This window comes from bacterium (assembly GCA_028821235.1).
GTDB lineage: Bacteria > Actinomycetota > Acidimicrobiia > Spongiisociales > Spongiisociaceae > Spongiisocius.
Genome location: JAPPGV010000076.1, coordinates 53,081 through 69,556, shown reverse-complemented (window position 1 = coordinate 69,556; position 16,476 = coordinate 53,081). Strand labels below are relative to the sequence as shown.

Below are 16,476 nucleotides of genomic sequence, written 5' to 3'. Positions count from 1 at the left end.
TTTCTATGTCACCTGCGATGAGGCTGGCGGCGTTCGTCTAGCGTCAGATCGGTCAGCGCGCGCAGGGGTGCCGGGACACTCGAGCCGGACTCCAGGTCTGCCGACGGGGTCGCCCGGCCAAAGCGGGTCGTGATCGGTACCGTCCCCGCCCACCAGGGGCCTTCGATGTCCTCGGGATCGTCGATCGGATCCCCGGTTCTCACCTTGGCCGACGCCTCCAGGAGGGGGAGTTCCAGGACCAGGGTCTTGCGCAGTTCGGACCGCGACGGCGGGCGGACATCGTCCCAGTGCGGTACTACGTGGTCGGTGATGAGCTTGAGCGCCTCGAGCTTCCGCCGATCGTCACGGATCCGTCGGCCGCGGCCCCGCACCACCACCGATCGGTAGTTCATCGAGTTGTGGAAGGGGGAGCGGGCCATTACGAGCCCGTCGAGGTGCGTGACGGTGGCGCATATCTCCTGTTCCTCACCAGAGCCGAGGAGGTGATTGGCGATGGCCCCATGCAGGTAGAGCATCTCGTCATCACGGCCGTAAGCCATCGGCAGAACGAGGGGTCCGTCCGGTGTGGCCACACCGACATGGGCTATGACGCCGGCGTCCAGGATCTCCAACACTTCCGCTCGGTCGTAGCGGGCCCGTTCCCGACCGCGGCGGACCCTCGTGCGGGCAGAAGGCGGCATAGGACTCTCATGAGATGCAAGGTCGTCCATGGCCGGGGGAGGGTAGCGCCCACGCCCGACTTGTCGCAGTTGGTGGGAGTCGGGATTACCCGGCACTTCCCACGAGATGACAGGGATGCCGAACGGGAATCCGGCCCCGAAAGCACGCGGTGGACCAACTACCAGAGCCGGCCTGTGCGATCCTGGCTCGCCGGGATATGGGTCACCGAAGTCGAAGAGTCAAAGTTCGTCAATCGAGGCCATCGGCAACGGAAGTCGACTCCGCCTGCTCCAGGTAGGACGACCAATCTGCCCGCTCCTTCCGCAGTTCCGCCGCCTCGGCCGCCACGCGATGGGCGAACCGTTGGCGACTAAGCGCCTCGGCCGCCTCCCGGATGATCGCTGCGCGATACGCACCGGCGGTCCGGAGCGGCCCCGGCTCAGAGGGTCTGCCGTACCTTGTCGGCACCGTGGAACAGGATGTCGCGCACGGCTTCGGAGGCCTTGCTGTGGAACCTCACCGTTTCCGGGTCGAAGTCCCTCGTGGGTCGAGGGGTGTGGGTGAAGTGCCGGTAGGTGTCCTCGCCACGGACCAGGGCCGCGCTGTCCCAGTCGCCGATGATCTGGCGAGTCCTGGTCGGCATGTAGTGGAAGGAGACCCCGATACGGCGGTCCCGGGACGTGTTGGGGGAGGAGGCATGGGCCAACCGGCCGTTGTGCATGGAGATCTCGCCTGGATTTAACGGCATCGAGACGGTCTCGGCCTCGTCGACCTCCACCGTTATCTCCTGGCCGCGGGTCAGCATGTTGTCCTGTTGGTACGTGTCGCTGTGGGGCATGAACTCGCCCCGGTGGCTGCCCGGCAGAACGCTCATGCAGCCGCTCTCGGGTGTGGCGGGTGACAATGCGAGCCACACCGTTATCAGGTCGTCGGTGTCCAGCCCCCAGTAGTTGAGGTCCTGGTGCCACGACACGTAGGACTTGGTCTGGGGCTCCTTGATCCAGAAGAGAGTGTTCCAGCACAGGATGTTTTTGCCGATCAGGTCCTCGACGGCGTCGAGTACGGTTTCGTCGCGCATCAACTCGTCGACCCAGCGGAACAGCAGATGACACTTGTTGCGAAGGGCCCCGGACACCGGCCCTCCCTGTTCGGACTCGAAACGCTCGAGCACCTGCCGGTAACCGGCCGCACGGGCCGGATCCATCACCCGAACCGGGCAGATGTACCCGTCCCTCCGGTACTGAGCCACCTCATCCGCTGTCAGACGCTTGGGCATCGCATTCCTCTCCACAACCTCAGCGGACACTAGCGGCGGCACCTCTCACGGCGATGGGGCACTCGCCAGGTCTATACCGTGCCGCTAAACCGCCTATAGTCATGACTATGGTCATATTAGGATGAGTCCCACTTAAGGAGTGTGGGGAATGGAAAGAACCACCAACGCCGAGTCTGCAGGCGTCCGGACCATCAAGGCTTCCGAGTTCAAGGCCAGGTGCCTGAAGCTCATGGACGAGGTAGCAGCGAGCGGCGAGGAGATCGTCATCACCAAGCACGGCCGGCCGGTGTCACGGCTCGTGCCACACCGGACGATGCCGGAGACACTGTTCGGGATAGACCGTGGACGGTTCGAGATCGTAGGCGAGATAGGCGATCCCATCGACGTCGATTGGGAAGCTGAAGCAGGCGGTAGCTGGGACGAACCGCTGTGATCCTGCTGGACACACAAGTGATGCTTTGGCTGAGGTCTGGCGATCCCAAACTCGGAAGCAATGCGCGATCTGAGATCGACCTGGCGTGGCATTCCGAAGGTGTGGCCGTCTCGGCGATCTCATTCTGGGAGGTCGCGATGCTGAAGGAGAAGGGCCGGATCAGGTTCCCCGAGGACATTGCGATGTGGAGGCGGGAACAGATCGACCAAGGCATAGCCGAACTCCCGGTCGATGGAGACATCGGGATCCGCGCTGCGGCTCTGCGGGATTTCCACGGCGACCCGGCAGATCGCATCATCGTGGCGACTGCGCTCGGCGGTCGCCAGTTGGTAACCGCCGACCGCCGCATCCTTGAGTGGCCCGGTTCGCTGAACCGCCTACGCGCCACCGATTGACCCAACCAGTTGTCCTTATGCACGCATGCGGGTGAGAGTCGCGAGTGGACTGAAACGGCCGGGGAGGAGAGTATGGATGCTGACAAACAACTGAAGGTACTCACCTGGAACGTCAACAAAGCGGCAGAGTCACGGTCTGCTCTGTGGGACGCGGTGCGGCGTGAGGAGGCGGACGTCGTCCTGCTGCAAGAAGTCGTGCGATTACCCGCGGACCTACAGAGCAGCTACAACTGTCGCGTAGTAACACCAACATACTTCCGTGGTGGCAGTGCACCGTTCGCGACAGCGATCCTGTCCAAGGGGGAGATGGACACTCGCCAATTCCTGACGTCGCGGTTCGGATGGGTGAACCGTATCCAATCGCAGCACCACGGATGGATCCTCGAGTCCGAAGTGACCACAGGTTCGGGGACCACGCTGAGAGTAGTGTCGGTTCATTCACCTGCCTTTGCCATTCCTACTAAGAATCTGCTGCACTCAGAGTTCGCCGGCATCAAGCTCGCGAATAATCCTCGCCTCTGGATTACGGAGATTCTGTGGGCGTTGCTCAGAGACTCGGATACTCCGGAGGAGACGAACTGGGTTGTCGGTGGCGACTTCAACAGTTCGGTTCTGTTCGACCACCCCAGGGATCGAGGTAACGGGGAAATCATACGCCGGATGAATGCCTTGGGCTTGAAGGACTGCCTTAGCTACTACATGGACGGGGATGTGCCCACCTTCAGGCATTCAGGAGGGAGCATCACCCACCAACTCGACTACTGCTACGTGAGCGCAGGCTTACTCGAACGTCTGAGGTCTGCCCGGGTGCTGAGCCATCAGGAAGTGTTCGGCCCGACGCCGAAACTGAGCGACCACCTCCCGATCGTGTGCGAGTCCGACTTCTGAAACCGCGGTGTCTAGCTAAGCCTATGGCCGGGTGGTGAGGGAGTAGTTGGTGCTGCGACCCCGGGCCGAACTTCGGACGAGAATCCCGTCGTTTACCAGGGCAGTTATGTCCCGCAGAGCGGTGTCTTGCGAGCACTTGGCTAGCTTTGCCCACTTCGAGGTGGTCAGCTTGCCCTCGAACCCGTCTAGGAGTCGGTTGAGAACCCTCCTCTGGCGCACATTGAGCCTGACGCCTTCGACCTGTCGCCAGAAGCGAGCCTTGGTGAGGACAGATGCCAGGTTCGTCTCGGCTCCGTCGATGGCTCGGCCGAGGCACCCTAGGAACCACTCCATCCACTCTGAAACATCCGGTGTTCCCTTCTGTGTTCGTTCGAGGATCCGGTAGTAGCCGCGGCGTTCCAGCCGGATCTGCGATGACATGCTGTAGAAACGCTGGGGGCTGTCCTCCGAACAGGCTAGGGCCATGTCACTGATCGCCCGGGCGATGCGTCCATTGCCGTCGTCGAAGGGATGGATGGTCACGAACCATAGATGCGCCAATGCCGCCCGAACCACCCCGTCGGTGTCCGACGGCTCGTTGAACCACCTGAGGAACTCGTTCATCTCGTTGCCGATCCGCTCCGCCGCGGGCGCTTCGAAATGCACTCGTTCCTTGCCGAGGGGTCCGGAGATCACCTGCATGGGTCCGGTACGGTCGTCACGCCAGCCCCCTACGGTGATCGGTCGCATCCGGCTGTGCCCGGTAGGGAAGAGTGCCGCCTGCCAGCCCCACAGCTGCTCGACGGTCAATGTCCGGCCATAGTTGCCGGTTGCGTCCAGCATCATCTCCACGACGCCCTCGACCCGGTCCTCCGCGTGGGGAAGACCACCGACATCCAAACCGAGGCGACGGCCGACAGACGAGCGGACCTGTTCTAGGTCGAGACGTTCGCCCTCGATGTCACTGGACTTGTGAACGTCCTGAGTCAGAGTCTCGAGAATCGCTTCCTGCTGAAGGTCGAACCCCAACGATTGCATCTGGCCCACCAAGCGGCCCTGCTTGTAGCGGACAACCGCCAGGCTGTCCGCCACCTTGTCGGCATCCCAACGGAGTTGGGGCCAGTCCCGATGCTCATGAATATACAACCGCCGCATAATCTGCGGTGATTGTAGCAGCTAATCACCGCAGCAGGCTCCGGAGCATCCCGCAGCGTGTGCTGGACATAGGGCACTCTGGGGTAGAGCAGTATCGCGATCGCCGAGGATGCCGATTCCCAACAGGTCCGCCGTCGGAACTCGGCCAGGGAGTGAACACGCTCGCTGACTCGTTACCCGGACCTTGGGACATTCACGACGAACCTGGGCCCCTTTGCCGTAGTCATGGGACTTCTGTGGCGTTGGATGGTATCGGAGATCGAGGGTAGGGATACAGTCGGATCATCGGAACCGCAACTTTACATAACATGCATTATGGGACATTCCGTCACGAGGCGCCGGTACGTCCTGGCGGGTGTCGCCCTAAGGCGTGCAACGACCAGCGAGGACCACGTGGTTGACACGCGAGATTGGTCGTCTCAGTAGATCCCGGGGATGATCCGGTACTTGACCCGTGCCTGATACTCGGCCCACTTCTCGGCGCCGTACTTCTCCTGACAGAACCGTTCGTCGAAACGTTGGCGAGTGGTGAACAGCGAAACGCCGAAGGCGAAGTAGATCCAGGCCCAGGGATTGGTGAGATACCCGAATGTCAAGGAGATTGACAGGGAGTACAGCACTTCGCCCATGTAGTTGAAGTGGCGGGCGACACCCCATAGGCCATTGCACAGAATCTTGCGGTCGCCTGCCTCAATGTACTCGGGCTCGATGAGCCCGAGGAACTTACGGTCGGGCCAGCGCTTGAATGTGTACTTCTGCATGATGGCGCCGCGCTCGATGCACCAACCAGCCAGGAACAGAGCCGGAACCCCGATGAGCCAGACATACCTCCATGGTGGTGAGTGTCCGGGGTCCGGGTGCGCAGCCATACCCCACAGCGGAAGGATGAACAGCCACCCGTAGACGACGAGCCCACCCCAGAACAGCTTGAAGCCGAGGTTCTCGTGGATCAGGTCGAAGGTATACAGCTGGGCACGCTCGAATACGAAATAGTCGAGCACGTAGAGTGTGAAGAACCCCGCGTACAAGAACACGCCCGGATTGGCGTCTTCGCCGAAGCGCTCGTAGTGGTAAACAGCTCCTGATAGAGCGTTGAGCGACAGCATCGTCCCGCCCACCACATAGAACCACATCTTCACGTCGAAGCGGTTGTTGAAGAGCGACAGCTCCCGGACCCGCCCTTCCCAGAGTTCGAGCAGCGTGTTCTTGGTCTCGTCTCTCGGCTGGGTGAACACCGCGATGATCGCGAAGATGGCGGTGAGGACTGTTCCTCCCGCCACGGCATAGACCGAGGACCGGTAGAACCAGTCATGTGGCATACCAGTGAGTTCCAGAGCCCACACGATCTGCGCGATCACGAATACCAGGAGACCGTTGAGCCGGTAGTCACGAGGCTTCCCGGTCTCGGGGTTGATGACGTAGCCGGGAACCCGCCTCGCCGGCAATATGAGCTGTGCCAGGCAAAACACCGCGAAGATCACCAGTGGGGTGAGGAACCCCCAAACCGCCTCCGACCCTGACAGTTCGAAAAGGTGGCCAATCCCAAGCCATTCGATCATGACCGAGTTCCCTCCCCTCCAGTAACGTGGTCACCTAGGTCCTAGATGGCCCTTGGACCGCCAAGGAGATCGGTTTTCCCTTCGCCCCCGGCCACCGCCTCTCCTGCATCAGCCGCCGCCGCGGTGCCTATCACAGGCACTATATCGGCTCCAGTAAGCCAAGAAAGCGGCCTGTCGCTCGTGGGGTCAGCGAGGCTCGCTAGGTACTGGCTGATGCGCAGGTGGGCCGGCTCCACTAGGTGGTAGACGTTGCTGCCTGCATAGCCGGACCGAGGCCCAGGCGCGTCTGGCAGCACCCTTCCGAAGTGCGCCCAAAAGTCCCGCCGGAACTGGCCGACTGGGCTGAGCGATCCGCTGGGGGTTATCTCCCCAACGGTCCGATCCCACTCGTTGGGACGTTCGATCACATCAAAGACAGGGGCGAGCGGCGAATCCCCTATACGGACAACGCTGACGCGCACGGCGAAGAACGCGAAGGGATCCGTAGTGTGGTTGTTGGCCAGCGGATAGCCGACAGATGGGGCTCATCGAAGCCGGCGGCGACCCAGACCACGATCTTCGCTTCCAAGCCGGCCAGATATGCGAGCATTTGGCCTAGGTGCTGGAGGTTGGCACGCTCTAACTGATTCTCTATCAGTACGAGGGAGCCTTCCTGCGGTATCCGAGCAACGATATCGGCACGATGTGGGCCGACGCTTACTTCGGTGCCCTCAAGTTCTAGGTCGTCGATGCCCAGTTCGGCCGAGAGGTGGTCCAAGTTTTCTGCTAGCCAAGGAGTGAAGTTATGCGCTTCGTGCGGCCACGCCTCCCTGACATTCCCGCGCTCTAGCTTTCCTAGATCCATCCGTACTTCCTCCTGGTCCGCTTGTCCGGGCGGCGATCCTTGAGGGATGCTCGATCAGTCCGCTGTGAGGTCCAGTCCGAATGCGGTCTCGACGGTCTTGATCGTGTTCTCGTCCTTTAGCTTGCATGCCGTGATTTGTGAAGCGAAGAGGCCCTTCTGCCAGATCGCGTCCTCGATGGGCCGGGTGCCCAGCCACTCGACCGGTACCACCATCTCCGTCAGATCGGGGTCCTCCGAGTCGGCGTTCTTCCACTTCTCGGCGCTTAGCTCTGGTTGACGGAGGAGTGGTTGGCTTTGTCCGTCGATCTCAACGTCGGCAGCGCGAGCGGGAGTCATCTCGCCGATGACCCGGCCTATGCCGACATAGCCTGCGCCACCCACATATGCGAACACGCGTTTGTCCAGTGTGAGGTGTCTTAAGGGTTTCCAGTAGCGCGATCCCCCGCCTGCGCTTAGGAGACCGTACTTTCTGGCTAATGACCAGCGTTCGGGCTGATCGGCCCGGTCGAGGACACAGTAGAAGTCCCGACCGTTCCATGGCCTGCTCTTTCGCCGCGGTGGTCGCTGCGTCGTGTCTCCGTCCGGCTGTGGATCGAGTAGCCACGTTCGCGCGAGGTAGTCACGGTCCTCGTCGCTGAAGTGGCGGAAGAACACGGCGTTGATGGGTACACCGTACGACTCTGCGAGGAACTCGACAATGCGATCAGACGTCTGGTCGAGTTCGGACGCGATGATCGTGAGCTGCTGATCGGCATTGACCACATCCGGAAGCGGGCTGTCGAATCGCTCGGCGAAGGCCTCTCCGAGGTCGGTTTCGCCATCTTGGTGGTCCAGATAGATCTGCTGCAGATCCTCTATGCCTAGATCCTGTACCCAAGACCCGTAGTCGAGTGTCTGGCGACAACGTCGCGAGGAGTCCGATCACGCTTTAGCTCGAGGACATGGGCGCGACCGTCAGCATCCAGGGCCAAGAGATCAATGTATCCGCCATATCGGGTCCGCACCTGGCGTCCGACGACAAGCAGATCCATCCCGCACATGCCGGGATCTTCAGCGAGCATATCCTCGAGACGCTGTTCTGAATCGAGCGGCGATGACACCAGGTACCGAGGCCCTGCCTCAGTCATCCTCCAGATCGCCATCTCAACAGCCACTTCGAGTCCTCCCCACTACGAGAACCTACTTGATACCACTCGGCAGTCACACTCCCCGCCGACACGCGCCCATCCACGCCAAGCCGAGGTTCAGGTCTCTGCGGCGTGTTCGTATGCCTCCGTAAGAGTGGCGAGGAGGTTCTCGTTGACGTTCCGGGTTGTCGTGCCCTGGCCGAGGCGGGTGTCGAGCAGTTTCTCGATCGGGTCGATGAATTGAGGCGCCTTCTTCTCGAATACGCTGCGCCAAAAGGCCAGGTAGGCGCCGCGCTCATTCCAGATCGTGACTAGGCCCACGTTCTCGACCACGAGACGTGGGAGCAAGGTGAATCGCTTCGCTCCCTTGCCCTCGAAGGTAGCGAGTCGTATCCAACCGTTCGCTTCGAGACTCCGAGCCCACAGGAGGAGCCTGTGCAGTGTCTCGTGGCTCTCGGGAGGTGCTTGGTTGATGCTCTGCTCGAATCTCTCGCTCCCCCGATAGAGGGTGCCGGACTTGCCGCGGCGTTTCTCGTTGACGGTTACTTCGTGCCGTTCGGGGGTTACCCGTTGCGGCAGGACTACGGAAGCGCCGTCCACGTCGAAGGAGTTAACGGCGACTAGGTCAATCATTAACTTGTCGGTGACGTGTTCCAGGTAAGCGACCAGCGTCATCAACTCAGCCGGCACGTCGTCGAGTACGAATACGAGCCGGAACCTGCCCTCTTGCAGGTGCTCGTCGAGAGATGTTGTGAACTCCTCGGCGTCGAGCGCCTCCTCTTGGACCGATCTCATCGCATCCACAAGGGACTCGTGGCCGCGTTGCTTCAACTCCGAACTGAAGCGGTCCTCCAGTTGTTCCCGGGTCGTACCGTGGAGGTTGGCCGCGTAGGCAAGGATTTGCGCAACGACAGCGCGGCGAGCCTCGTTGTTCTGCGCCAGCTTGATCTCGATGATGACCGGCCGGCCCGACGCCTCGACCCCCACGAGGTCCGCGCAGCCCGATCCCAGGGGCACTTCCCTACCGAGTACCAAGAGTGCCGGCGCGCCGGCCAGGGGCAGCATCTCTGGCGTGTCTTCGATCAGCCTGTGTAGCGTCGCCTCGTCAGGGAACCCTTCGGGTCGGCTGAGTTGCCATCCTTCATCGTTTCGCGTCCAGATTCCCGAGATAGTCATCTACGCCCCTGTTGTGCCGAGTCCAAACCGCCGGCCGAGACTCTGATGCCTACGCCGGGAAGGTGACTGGGCCTACTACGTCCTCTACGTCGGGGGCTTCGATGACAACCCGGCCGCGGTCAATGGCTGACTGCTTCATGGTGTCGAGGTCTACTCCGGGTGGCGGTGGTGCGAAGCTGAGCACGAACGAGACCGTGGCAGAACCCCGGTTCTCTACTCCGAAGGGCATTCCCCTGGGAATGTGGAGCGCATCGCCGGGAGAAAGGGCCACGCGGTCCTCGTCGAGGATCCCGTCGAGGTGTCCCTCGAGCATGAACAGCGAGAGCTCGAACAGCTCGGCCTCCTCGGCATCGGGTGGCATGTAGCCGCCGGCGGGAACGTGGGCCACGTAGGAGAACAGCTCCTTCCCGGCGACCAGCGGCCGGTAGTAGTAGCCGTCGTCGGCGTGCTGGTAGGCCTCGACTTCGGTGAACCTTCGGATGGACATGATCACGGTCCCGGGCAGGCGAATTGGGCGCTCCACTGTAGTGTGGGTTGCTCAGACTCCTGCCTGATCGGTCAACAGGTCGGCGACCTGCTGCCATCCGTAGGCCACTTCGGCTATGCCTGCTCCGGCGATGTCGATGGTTCTGCTGTCGATCGGTTCCCCTCCGAGCGCCTCATAGAAGCGGCACGCGGGATGGTTGTCCTTTGCCACCCACAGCAGCATCGATTCGAACCCGTCCGCCACCAGCCTCTCCGCCACGGCCGAGACGAGGAGGCGCCCCAAACCCCTGCGCTGGTACTGCTCGAGTAGGTAGACGAGATAGAGCTCCCCCACGTAGGTCTCGTTGCCCGTTCGCTCCGGCCCTCCCCCGGCCAAGCCGACCACATAACCGGATGCGGTTTCCGCGAGGAAGTTGCTGACGGTGGGCCGCGCCGTCGTCAGGACCTGTTCCCAGAACGACTCCCTGTCCCGGTACGAGAGTCCGGCCAAGAACTCGTCAGGCAAGATGCCGGCATAGGTGGACCGCCACGAGTCGACGTGAACCCTGGCGAGCGAGTCGGCATCCCGCAATTCCGCAGTCCTGATACGCATGGAAACATCTTATGACCAGGCGCTTCGGGACGCCGGGCGTGTCCGGTATAGGTGTGGTTGCTATCCGCCGGGGTGGGGTTGTTGGGGGTGGTATTTGTCGAGGAAGGCCTGGTAGGCGCGCTGTTGTTGTTGGTGGGGGCTGAGGTACTCGACGTTGGTGGGGTGCCGGTAGTGGGGCCAGGTTCGGGGTGGAAGGAGCCGGCGGCGGTGTGGTGGTGTGTGGCGGTCGATGCGGTGTCCTCTTCGGTGGATGGCGATGTGGTGGTGGTACCAGCAGAGGGTGGCGAGGTTGTCGGCCGTGTCGGGACCGCCGTCGCGTCTGGGGATGATGTGGTGGGTTTGGAGCCGGTAGCCGCTCCGGCACGAGTCGATCACACACTTCCGGTCCCTTGCTAACACTGCTCGGCGGAGCCGTTTGGGAACCTGACGTTGCACTGGCCCGATTTCCACGACTTGGCTGTCCTGGATGGTGACTTCTTCGGTGCGTCCTTCGCATTCGACCGTCTCGACGATTTGGGGTCCGACCCGGGGGCCCCCGAACACCTCTACGCCTTGGGTGTTGTCTGATTGGTCGGCGAGGGCTTCGTCCTTGATGAGCATGATTACGGGTTCCCGCCCGGCGGGGTCGCCGGGGATGAGGTGTTGGTCCAGGTCGTCTTGGGCCATGGTGACGAGGCCGATGGCTTGTTTCTGAGTGGGTGTCAGCTCAGATTCGGGATCGGAGTCGGAGGTGAGGGGTGGGATCTGGTCGGCTCGGCGGTCCAGGGCGTGGCGCACGAGTTGTCCGTCGGTGGCCGTGAACCTGCCCGACAGGTGCCATACAGCGCCGTCGTCGGACACGCGCAGGTTGACATACTGCCGCTCGAAGGCGCTCCGCTCGTCTCCCCTGCTGAGCTTGCGGAACCTGGTGGCCAGCTTCGTGACCCCTGCCAGGTCCAGGTCCTCTGACGCGGCTACATCGGAGGGGCTGGCTCCGGCTTGGAGGAGCCGCCGCTGGGAGACGGTGCGGTCGAAGGGCAGGTGCCCTCGCCCTATGAGGTCGATGGTGTCATCGTCCAACCGCCGGGCCAGATAGGCGAGATCCCGAGCAACCGTATGAGGTATGTCCAGCCGAGAGGCTGTCCAGTCGATCAGGGAGCGGTACCCGTCCCGGACGATGCCCCGATGGCGAACCACCATCTTCAACCAGGCAAGCTGGCGGCCACGGAGGCGGTCGATCTCCCGCTGGGCATCGTTGAGGTTGTTCTCGGCGACCAGGATCGAGTCGGCATCGTGGAAAGCTGTCACTTCATACATAATGTATGAGCATAACAACACCCTGTGACAAGCTATGAAGGATGCTTGAAAAATTATCACACATATACAGCTAATGACTGAGTGAGAGCGTTTATCAGCGGGGAGCCGGGAGAGGCGTCCGGCCGACTAGCGCATACGTGGACCAAGTCCTCGTAACACCCGCTTCCGAGGAACTCCTAGTAGTCGACGTCGGTGCTGACCTTTTGGTGCGGGTAGGCGGCAACGGGTTGGTGGGAGAGGGCGGCGGCGTTACCGGCGCGGTCGTGGATGGTGCCGCCGTTGAGTTGGATGCTGTTGGCGCTGATCTGGATTCCGTCGGGGTCGGTGTCGTCTGCCTGGACCTGGTATTCGAACACCAGGTCGTTGTTGAAGCGCCGGTTCGGGTTGGTGTCGGGCCGGAGGGTGGCACGCCGGTTCTCACCGCCGATGTCCAGTTCCAACTGGAGGTCGCCGGTCCCGGTGACCGGTTCGCTGAACACCACCTCCACCCTGATTGTTTCGCCCGTCCGGTAGGCCTGCCCGTTGGCGGGCCGGGATGTTACGTAGATGCCCGAGACTGTGGGAGCGGCGGTGTCGATCTTGTGATCCGGTAGATGGCCGGTAGCCGGGAAATGCATCTGGTATTCGACATCGGTGCCTTCGGCCTTGATGGTCCCGCTTCCCAGGACTGCGATGGCGCCGCCGGGGATGGCGATCCCCCTGATGTCCGTGTCTCCCGGCGCGACGGTGTAGCTGAAGACCAGGGTGTCGGTGCCCGAGCCTCTGAGGTAGCCGGCCTCTCGCCAGGCTTCGGCCCAGTTGTCATGGATCAGACCGACATAGAGTCCCAGGCGCACTTCTCCTTCCACGACCACGTTGGTGTCGAAGGTGAGTGCGATCTCGATGGCCTGACCAGCCCGGTAGGTCTCCCATCCGTCGGGCGGCGTTGAGATGACCCCGACATGTTTCACATAGGGTCTGCCGTCGACTTTGTGGTTGGCCGCCGTTTCGAGACCTGCGTGGGTGCGATCGATTGGTACGTCGGTCCCCCGCGCATAGACGGTGCCGCCCAAGCCGTGGGTTGAGCCGTCATCGTGGGCGGTGCCGCTGACAGCGATGCCGTCAGGGTCACTGTCGGAGGGTTGGACCTGGTACCGGAAGACCAGGTGTCTGGTCCCGGAGCCCCGGAGGTACCGCGCTTCTCTTGGGGTGTAATGGTCTCCGTCTCCGAGGCGGAGGGTCAGCCAAGCATCGTCCGCCACATCTACCGCCATGTCGAAGGTCAGCGTGATGTCGATGTTCTCCCCGCTGCGGTAGCTATCTCCCCGGGCAGGCGTGGAGGTGACGGCCACCCCGGTGATGGTCGGGGCGTCGTCGTCCACGATCGTGACGACGCAGGAGTGGAATCTGCCATGGGCGAAGAGGCCCATTTCGAAGGTCTCGTCGTGTTCAGGCCGGGTGTCCTGCGTCGTCACCACGGGGACCCACAGGGTGTCGCTATCGCCCTGGGCGTCGACCCTCAGCCTCCCATAGGCCGCGAAGTCCCTGTAGTCGGCGGTGTGGCCATCGATTGAGGCGTAGAAGTACTTGGGGCCGATCGGGGGGCCGTCCCAGCGCATCCCGATGCGGTCGGAATCGCCCTCGGCGATGGGGGCGGGACATACGGGGGTGGGATCAGGAACAACGCTGAGGGCCGGGGTCGGCCAGGCAGTGAGCAGTGCGACTGTCGTCAGCACCGTGAAGCCTGCCACTGTTATGGCGACGGTGCCAGGCTTCGTCTTGCTGCTGGATGACTCCTTTTCTCCGGTCATCTCTCACCTCCTTTCAGAGGTCACGTATAGCCAATTCGGGTTCCGGCCGAACTGGCCCTCGCACCGGGGAATCCCGCAGAGGTGAGGACCCCAGGCACGGGGACAGGGCGGCCAAGTGGTTGGTGGCTCAATGACACGCTGCCGCTCCCGGGCCGGAGTCGGCCAGCGAGGCTTCGTGAGAGGACGGTGGGAGTGATGGGTCGGTCCCAACTCTCACTCTCGGGTTGGTGACCTTGACGCCGATGCCGGTGGTGTCGGTGTCTTCCGGCTGAGGGGTTACCCTCCGCGTCACTCTCCCGACACCGAAATCCGGTAACTGATTCCCCTGATCGCCACCCTCCGGCCGAAGAGCATTCCCGAGCGTGAAGCCTCCGCCGCCGTGACGCATCCCGTTCGGCGGCTGGGACTCGAAAGACGCTTCCCGCCATCAGGATGGCTCCCATGGGAACGACGGTAACTTCGTCGAGGAGTTAGTGATGCACGTCGCTGGTGGCCCCACCGCTGTGATCGACAGCCCCAAGAGAAGGATTTCGACTCAGGTACCGCGCTATCTGCGGGACGGTCAGGTGCCGTAAGCCGGCCCCGTGGCCTGCTCGGCGTATACGTGGATGGTGCCCGAATAGGTTGAGACCCAGACCTCGTTGCTGAAGGGGTCGTAGGTGATCCCGATGGGTCTGGGGGTCGTGTCGAGCTCCTGGAGGATGGTGAAGTCGCGGGCCCGTAGCTTGCTCACGGTGTGCGACTTGTAGTTGACGACATAGAGGGCCGTGCCGTCGGAGGAGATATCAATGCTGCGGGGCGCCTGGCCGGTCCGGGCGCGGCGGATGACCTGTCCCGAGTCGAGATCGACCGCTACCACCGCGTCCTCTCCGTTGAGCGTCGCATACAGGGTTCTGCCGTCCGGGCTCAGCACCAGATGGCGCGGCGAGATCCCGACGTCGCGTATGTACGTCGGCGCGGGTGGGCCTGTTGTCCCGCGATCCGCACCCTCGGATGAGAACGCCGAGAGGTCGATGGCGGCTATGCCGGTCGAGCCCATCACGGCCACGTACGCGGTCGTACCGTCGCTCGTGATGGCGACCCCTCTCGGGTGCCTACCGACGTAGATCTCCGCAAGCGTCTCATGTGTGACCAGGTCGATGACTGTGACATCGAAGCCGCACCAGTTCGATACCACCAGGAGACGGTCGTCCGGCGTCACGGCCAGGTGCTTCGGTACGGGACCGACCGGATAGACACGGTCGATCTCAAGCGCCGTGGCGTCTATGCGGTACACGAAACTGTCCTGTCCCTGGTCCTTACCGCAGCTGTCGCTGCCGGCCTGCGGGTCGTATCCCGGGCCGTACATGCGGTAGTTGGACACGAATGCGAACGATCCGTCCGAAGTGAAGGCCGCCTCCACGGGTGATCCCCGGTAGGTGTCTCCGGAGGCGTCATACCCGAACTCCCGCAGGTTGACCGCATCGTCGATGGTCTTGACGATGCGCTTCGTGTGGTCGAGGACCGAGATCGTGTGCCGGTACATCATGTTCTGAGCCAGGTACAACCCGGTGCCTGACGCCACGACCGACTTGGGGGCGAGGTCGCCGCTGATCCGGGCCACCGGGTGCATGACGAGGTGGTCGTTCTTCGGGCGCGGGATCGGCACCAGGAATCCGTTCACGACCATGGTGCCGAAGGGGGCGGTGTCGGTCCGTGGCTCGGCAGCCTCGACCGGGTATCCCGGAGCGAGGAGTCCGAGTAGAAGGCCGATGATCACGGCCGCCCGGGCCGTCCGGTTCATCCGCACCGGTTCAAGCATCGAAGACCGGATAGAGACCCGAGGGACACCTCTAAACATGTGTAACACTATATCAACCTTCTATGACATGAATCGATTGGTGAATCTCGTGTAGCACGGATTGGCGCGGCAGCTACGGGGCGCGGTGGTAGGTTCTGGAGTGGTCCATCGGTATCAGCGTTTTGGAGGTGGGCGTGAGGAGTCATGAGGTCGACTACCGGATTGTCGGTGATGACCTGCAGTTCGTGGAGGTGGAACTGGACCCGCAGGAGACGGTGGTGGCCGAGTCCGGGGCGATGATGTACATCGAGGACGGCATCACGTTCGAGGTCAAGATGGGCGACGGGTCGGAACCCAACCAGGGGGCGTGGGGGAAGCTCAAATCGGCCGGCAAGCGGGCGCTGGCGGGCGAGTCGGCGTTTCTGGCCCACTTCACCAACCAGGGCGGCGGCCGGCGTAAGGTGGCGTTCGGATCTCCGTATCCGGGAAAGATCGTGCCGCTCGACCTCGCGCAGATCGGTGGCCGGATCCGGGCCCAGCAGAAGGCGTTTCTCTGCGCGGCGCGCGGTACCAAGCTCGACATCGCCCTCAACCGGAAACTCGGCGCCGGATTCTTCGGCGGCGAGGGATTCATCCTCCAGGACATCTCGGGTGACGGTATGGCGTTCCTACACGCGGGCGGCACCATCGTCGAGAAGCGTTTGGTGGGCGAGAAACTCCGGATAGACACCGGTTGCATAGTGGCGTTCGAGCCCCAGATCGAGTTCTCGATCGAGCGGGCCGGACGGGCGTCGACCATGTTCCTGGGCGGCGAGGGCCTGTTCCTGGCGACCTTGGAAGGCACCGGACGGGTCTGGTTGCAGTCGCTCCCCTTCAGCAAGCTGGTCGACGAGGTGATCCGTTACATCCCAACGCCCGGCAACAGCGGCTAGCGGCCGCTAGTCGGCCAAGAACGCGAAAATCGCGGAGATCGGGCTTCGCCCGTTGGGCCCTCCCCCACCGCCACCACCTGGGGTCGGGGCGCGTTGTGCTATGCCCTG

Annotated in this window: 16 protein-coding genes; 5 read left to right on the top strand and 11 right to left on the bottom strand. The window is 62.7% G+C overall.

Translation table 11 applies throughout. From position 1 onward, the window contains the following. Window positions 1-8: 8 nt before the first annotated feature. Entirely contained in the window at window positions 9-680 is a 672-nt protein-coding gene (locus tag OXK16_08205; GenBank protein MDE0375927.1) for a pyridoxamine 5'-phosphate oxidase family protein, read from the bottom strand. 419 nt (window positions 681-1,099) lie between these two features. Further along, complete coding sequence (locus OXK16_08200; protein ID MDE0375926.1) at window positions 1,100-1,936, bottom strand: phytanoyl-CoA dioxygenase family protein; 837 nt, start codon at window positions 1,934-1,936, stop codon at window positions 1,100-1,102. Window positions 1,937-2,084: 148 nt separating this feature from the next. Here OXK16_08200 and OXK16_08195 point away from each other — a divergent pair, with 148 nt between their 5' ends. The 3 genes from OXK16_08195 to OXK16_08185 all read left to right on the top strand — a co-directional run bounded on the left by OXK16_08195 (window position 2,085) and on the right by OXK16_08185 (window position 3,652). Then, window positions 2,085-2,369: a type II toxin-antitoxin system prevent-host-death family antitoxin gene (locus OXK16_08195; GenBank protein ID MDE0375925.1), complete on the top strand. Its 285-nt coding sequence runs from the start codon at window positions 2,085-2,087 to the stop codon at window positions 2,367-2,369. After that, complete coding sequence (locus OXK16_08190; protein ID MDE0375924.1) at window positions 2,366-2,764, top strand: type II toxin-antitoxin system VapC family toxin; 399 nt, start codon at window positions 2,366-2,368, stop codon at window positions 2,762-2,764. The genes OXK16_08195 and OXK16_08190 overlap by 4 nt, the downstream gene beginning before the upstream one ends. A 72-nt stretch (window positions 2,765-2,836) precedes the next feature. Then, window positions 2,837-3,652, top strand: coding sequence for an endonuclease/exonuclease/phosphatase family protein (locus OXK16_08185; protein MDE0375923.1), 816 nt, complete (start codon window positions 2,837-2,839; stop codon window positions 3,650-3,652). A gap of 21 nt (window positions 3,653-3,673) precedes the next feature. Here OXK16_08185 and OXK16_08180 read toward each other — a convergent pair whose 3' ends face one another. The 3 genes from OXK16_08180 to OXK16_08170 all read right to left on the bottom strand — a co-directional run bounded on the left by OXK16_08180 (window position 3,674) and on the right by OXK16_08170 (window position 7,951). After that, a complete protein-coding gene (locus tag OXK16_08180; GenBank protein MDE0375922.1) occupies window positions 3,674-4,786 on the bottom strand; it encodes a Fic family protein in 1,113 nt (370 codons plus the stop codon). Between the two features lie 419 nt (window positions 4,787-5,205). Continuing rightward, entirely contained in the window at window positions 5,206-6,345 is a 1,140-nt protein-coding gene (locus tag OXK16_08175) for a DUF1295 domain-containing protein (protein MDE0375921.1), read from the bottom strand. A gap of 898 nt (window positions 6,346-7,243) precedes the next feature. After that, window positions 7,244-7,951 carry a hypothetical protein gene (locus OXK16_08170; GenBank protein ID MDE0375920.1) on the bottom strand — a complete coding sequence of 236 codons (708 nt, stop codon included), beginning with the start codon at window positions 7,949-7,951 and terminating at the stop codon, window positions 7,244-7,246. A 179-nt stretch (window positions 7,952-8,130) separates the two neighbouring features. Between OXK16_08170 and OXK16_08165 the strand changes: the two genes are divergently transcribed. After that, window positions 8,131-8,271 carry a hypothetical protein gene (locus tag OXK16_08165; GenBank protein ID MDE0375919.1) on the top strand — a complete coding sequence of 47 codons (141 nt, stop codon included), beginning with the start codon at window positions 8,131-8,133 and terminating at the stop codon, window positions 8,269-8,271. 162 nt (window positions 8,272-8,433) lie between these two features. Here OXK16_08165 and OXK16_08160 read toward each other — a convergent pair whose 3' ends face one another. The 6 genes from OXK16_08160 to OXK16_08135 form a co-directional block, all read right to left on the bottom strand. Continuing rightward, window positions 8,434-9,492: a hypothetical protein gene (locus tag OXK16_08160; GenBank protein ID MDE0375918.1), complete on the bottom strand. Its 1,059-nt coding sequence runs from the start codon at window positions 9,490-9,492 to the stop codon at window positions 8,434-8,436. A 49-nt stretch (window positions 9,493-9,541) separates the two neighbouring features. Continuing rightward, entirely contained in the window at window positions 9,542-9,979 is a 438-nt protein-coding gene (locus OXK16_08155) for a cupin domain-containing protein (protein ID MDE0375917.1), read from the bottom strand. A gap of 51 nt (window positions 9,980-10,030) precedes the next feature. After that, complete coding sequence (locus tag OXK16_08150; protein MDE0375916.1) at window positions 10,031-10,570, bottom strand: GNAT family N-acetyltransferase; 540 nt, start codon at window positions 10,568-10,570, stop codon at window positions 10,031-10,033. Window positions 10,571-10,630: 60 nt separating this feature from the next. Then, on the bottom strand, window positions 10,631-11,866 hold the full coding sequence (locus OXK16_08145) for an HNH endonuclease signature motif containing protein (GenBank protein ID MDE0375915.1): 1,236 nt from the start codon (window positions 11,864-11,866) through the stop codon (window positions 10,631-10,633). Between the two features lie 176 nt (window positions 11,867-12,042). After that, a complete protein-coding gene (locus OXK16_08140; GenBank protein MDE0375914.1) occupies window positions 12,043-13,656 on the bottom strand; it encodes a hypothetical protein in 1,614 nt (537 codons plus the stop codon). 562 nt (window positions 13,657-14,218) lie between these two features. Next, window positions 14,219-15,457, bottom strand: a complete 1,239-nt coding sequence (locus tag OXK16_08135; protein MDE0375913.1) for a YncE family protein — start codon at window positions 15,455-15,457, stop codon at window positions 14,219-14,221. Window positions 15,458-15,624: 167 nt separating this feature from the next. Here OXK16_08135 and OXK16_08130 point away from each other — a divergent pair, with 167 nt between their 5' ends. Beyond that, entirely contained in the window at window positions 15,625-16,368 is a 744-nt protein-coding gene (locus OXK16_08130; GenBank protein MDE0375912.1) for a TIGR00266 family protein, read from the top strand. The last annotated feature ends 108 nt before the right edge of the window (window positions 16,369-16,476 follow it).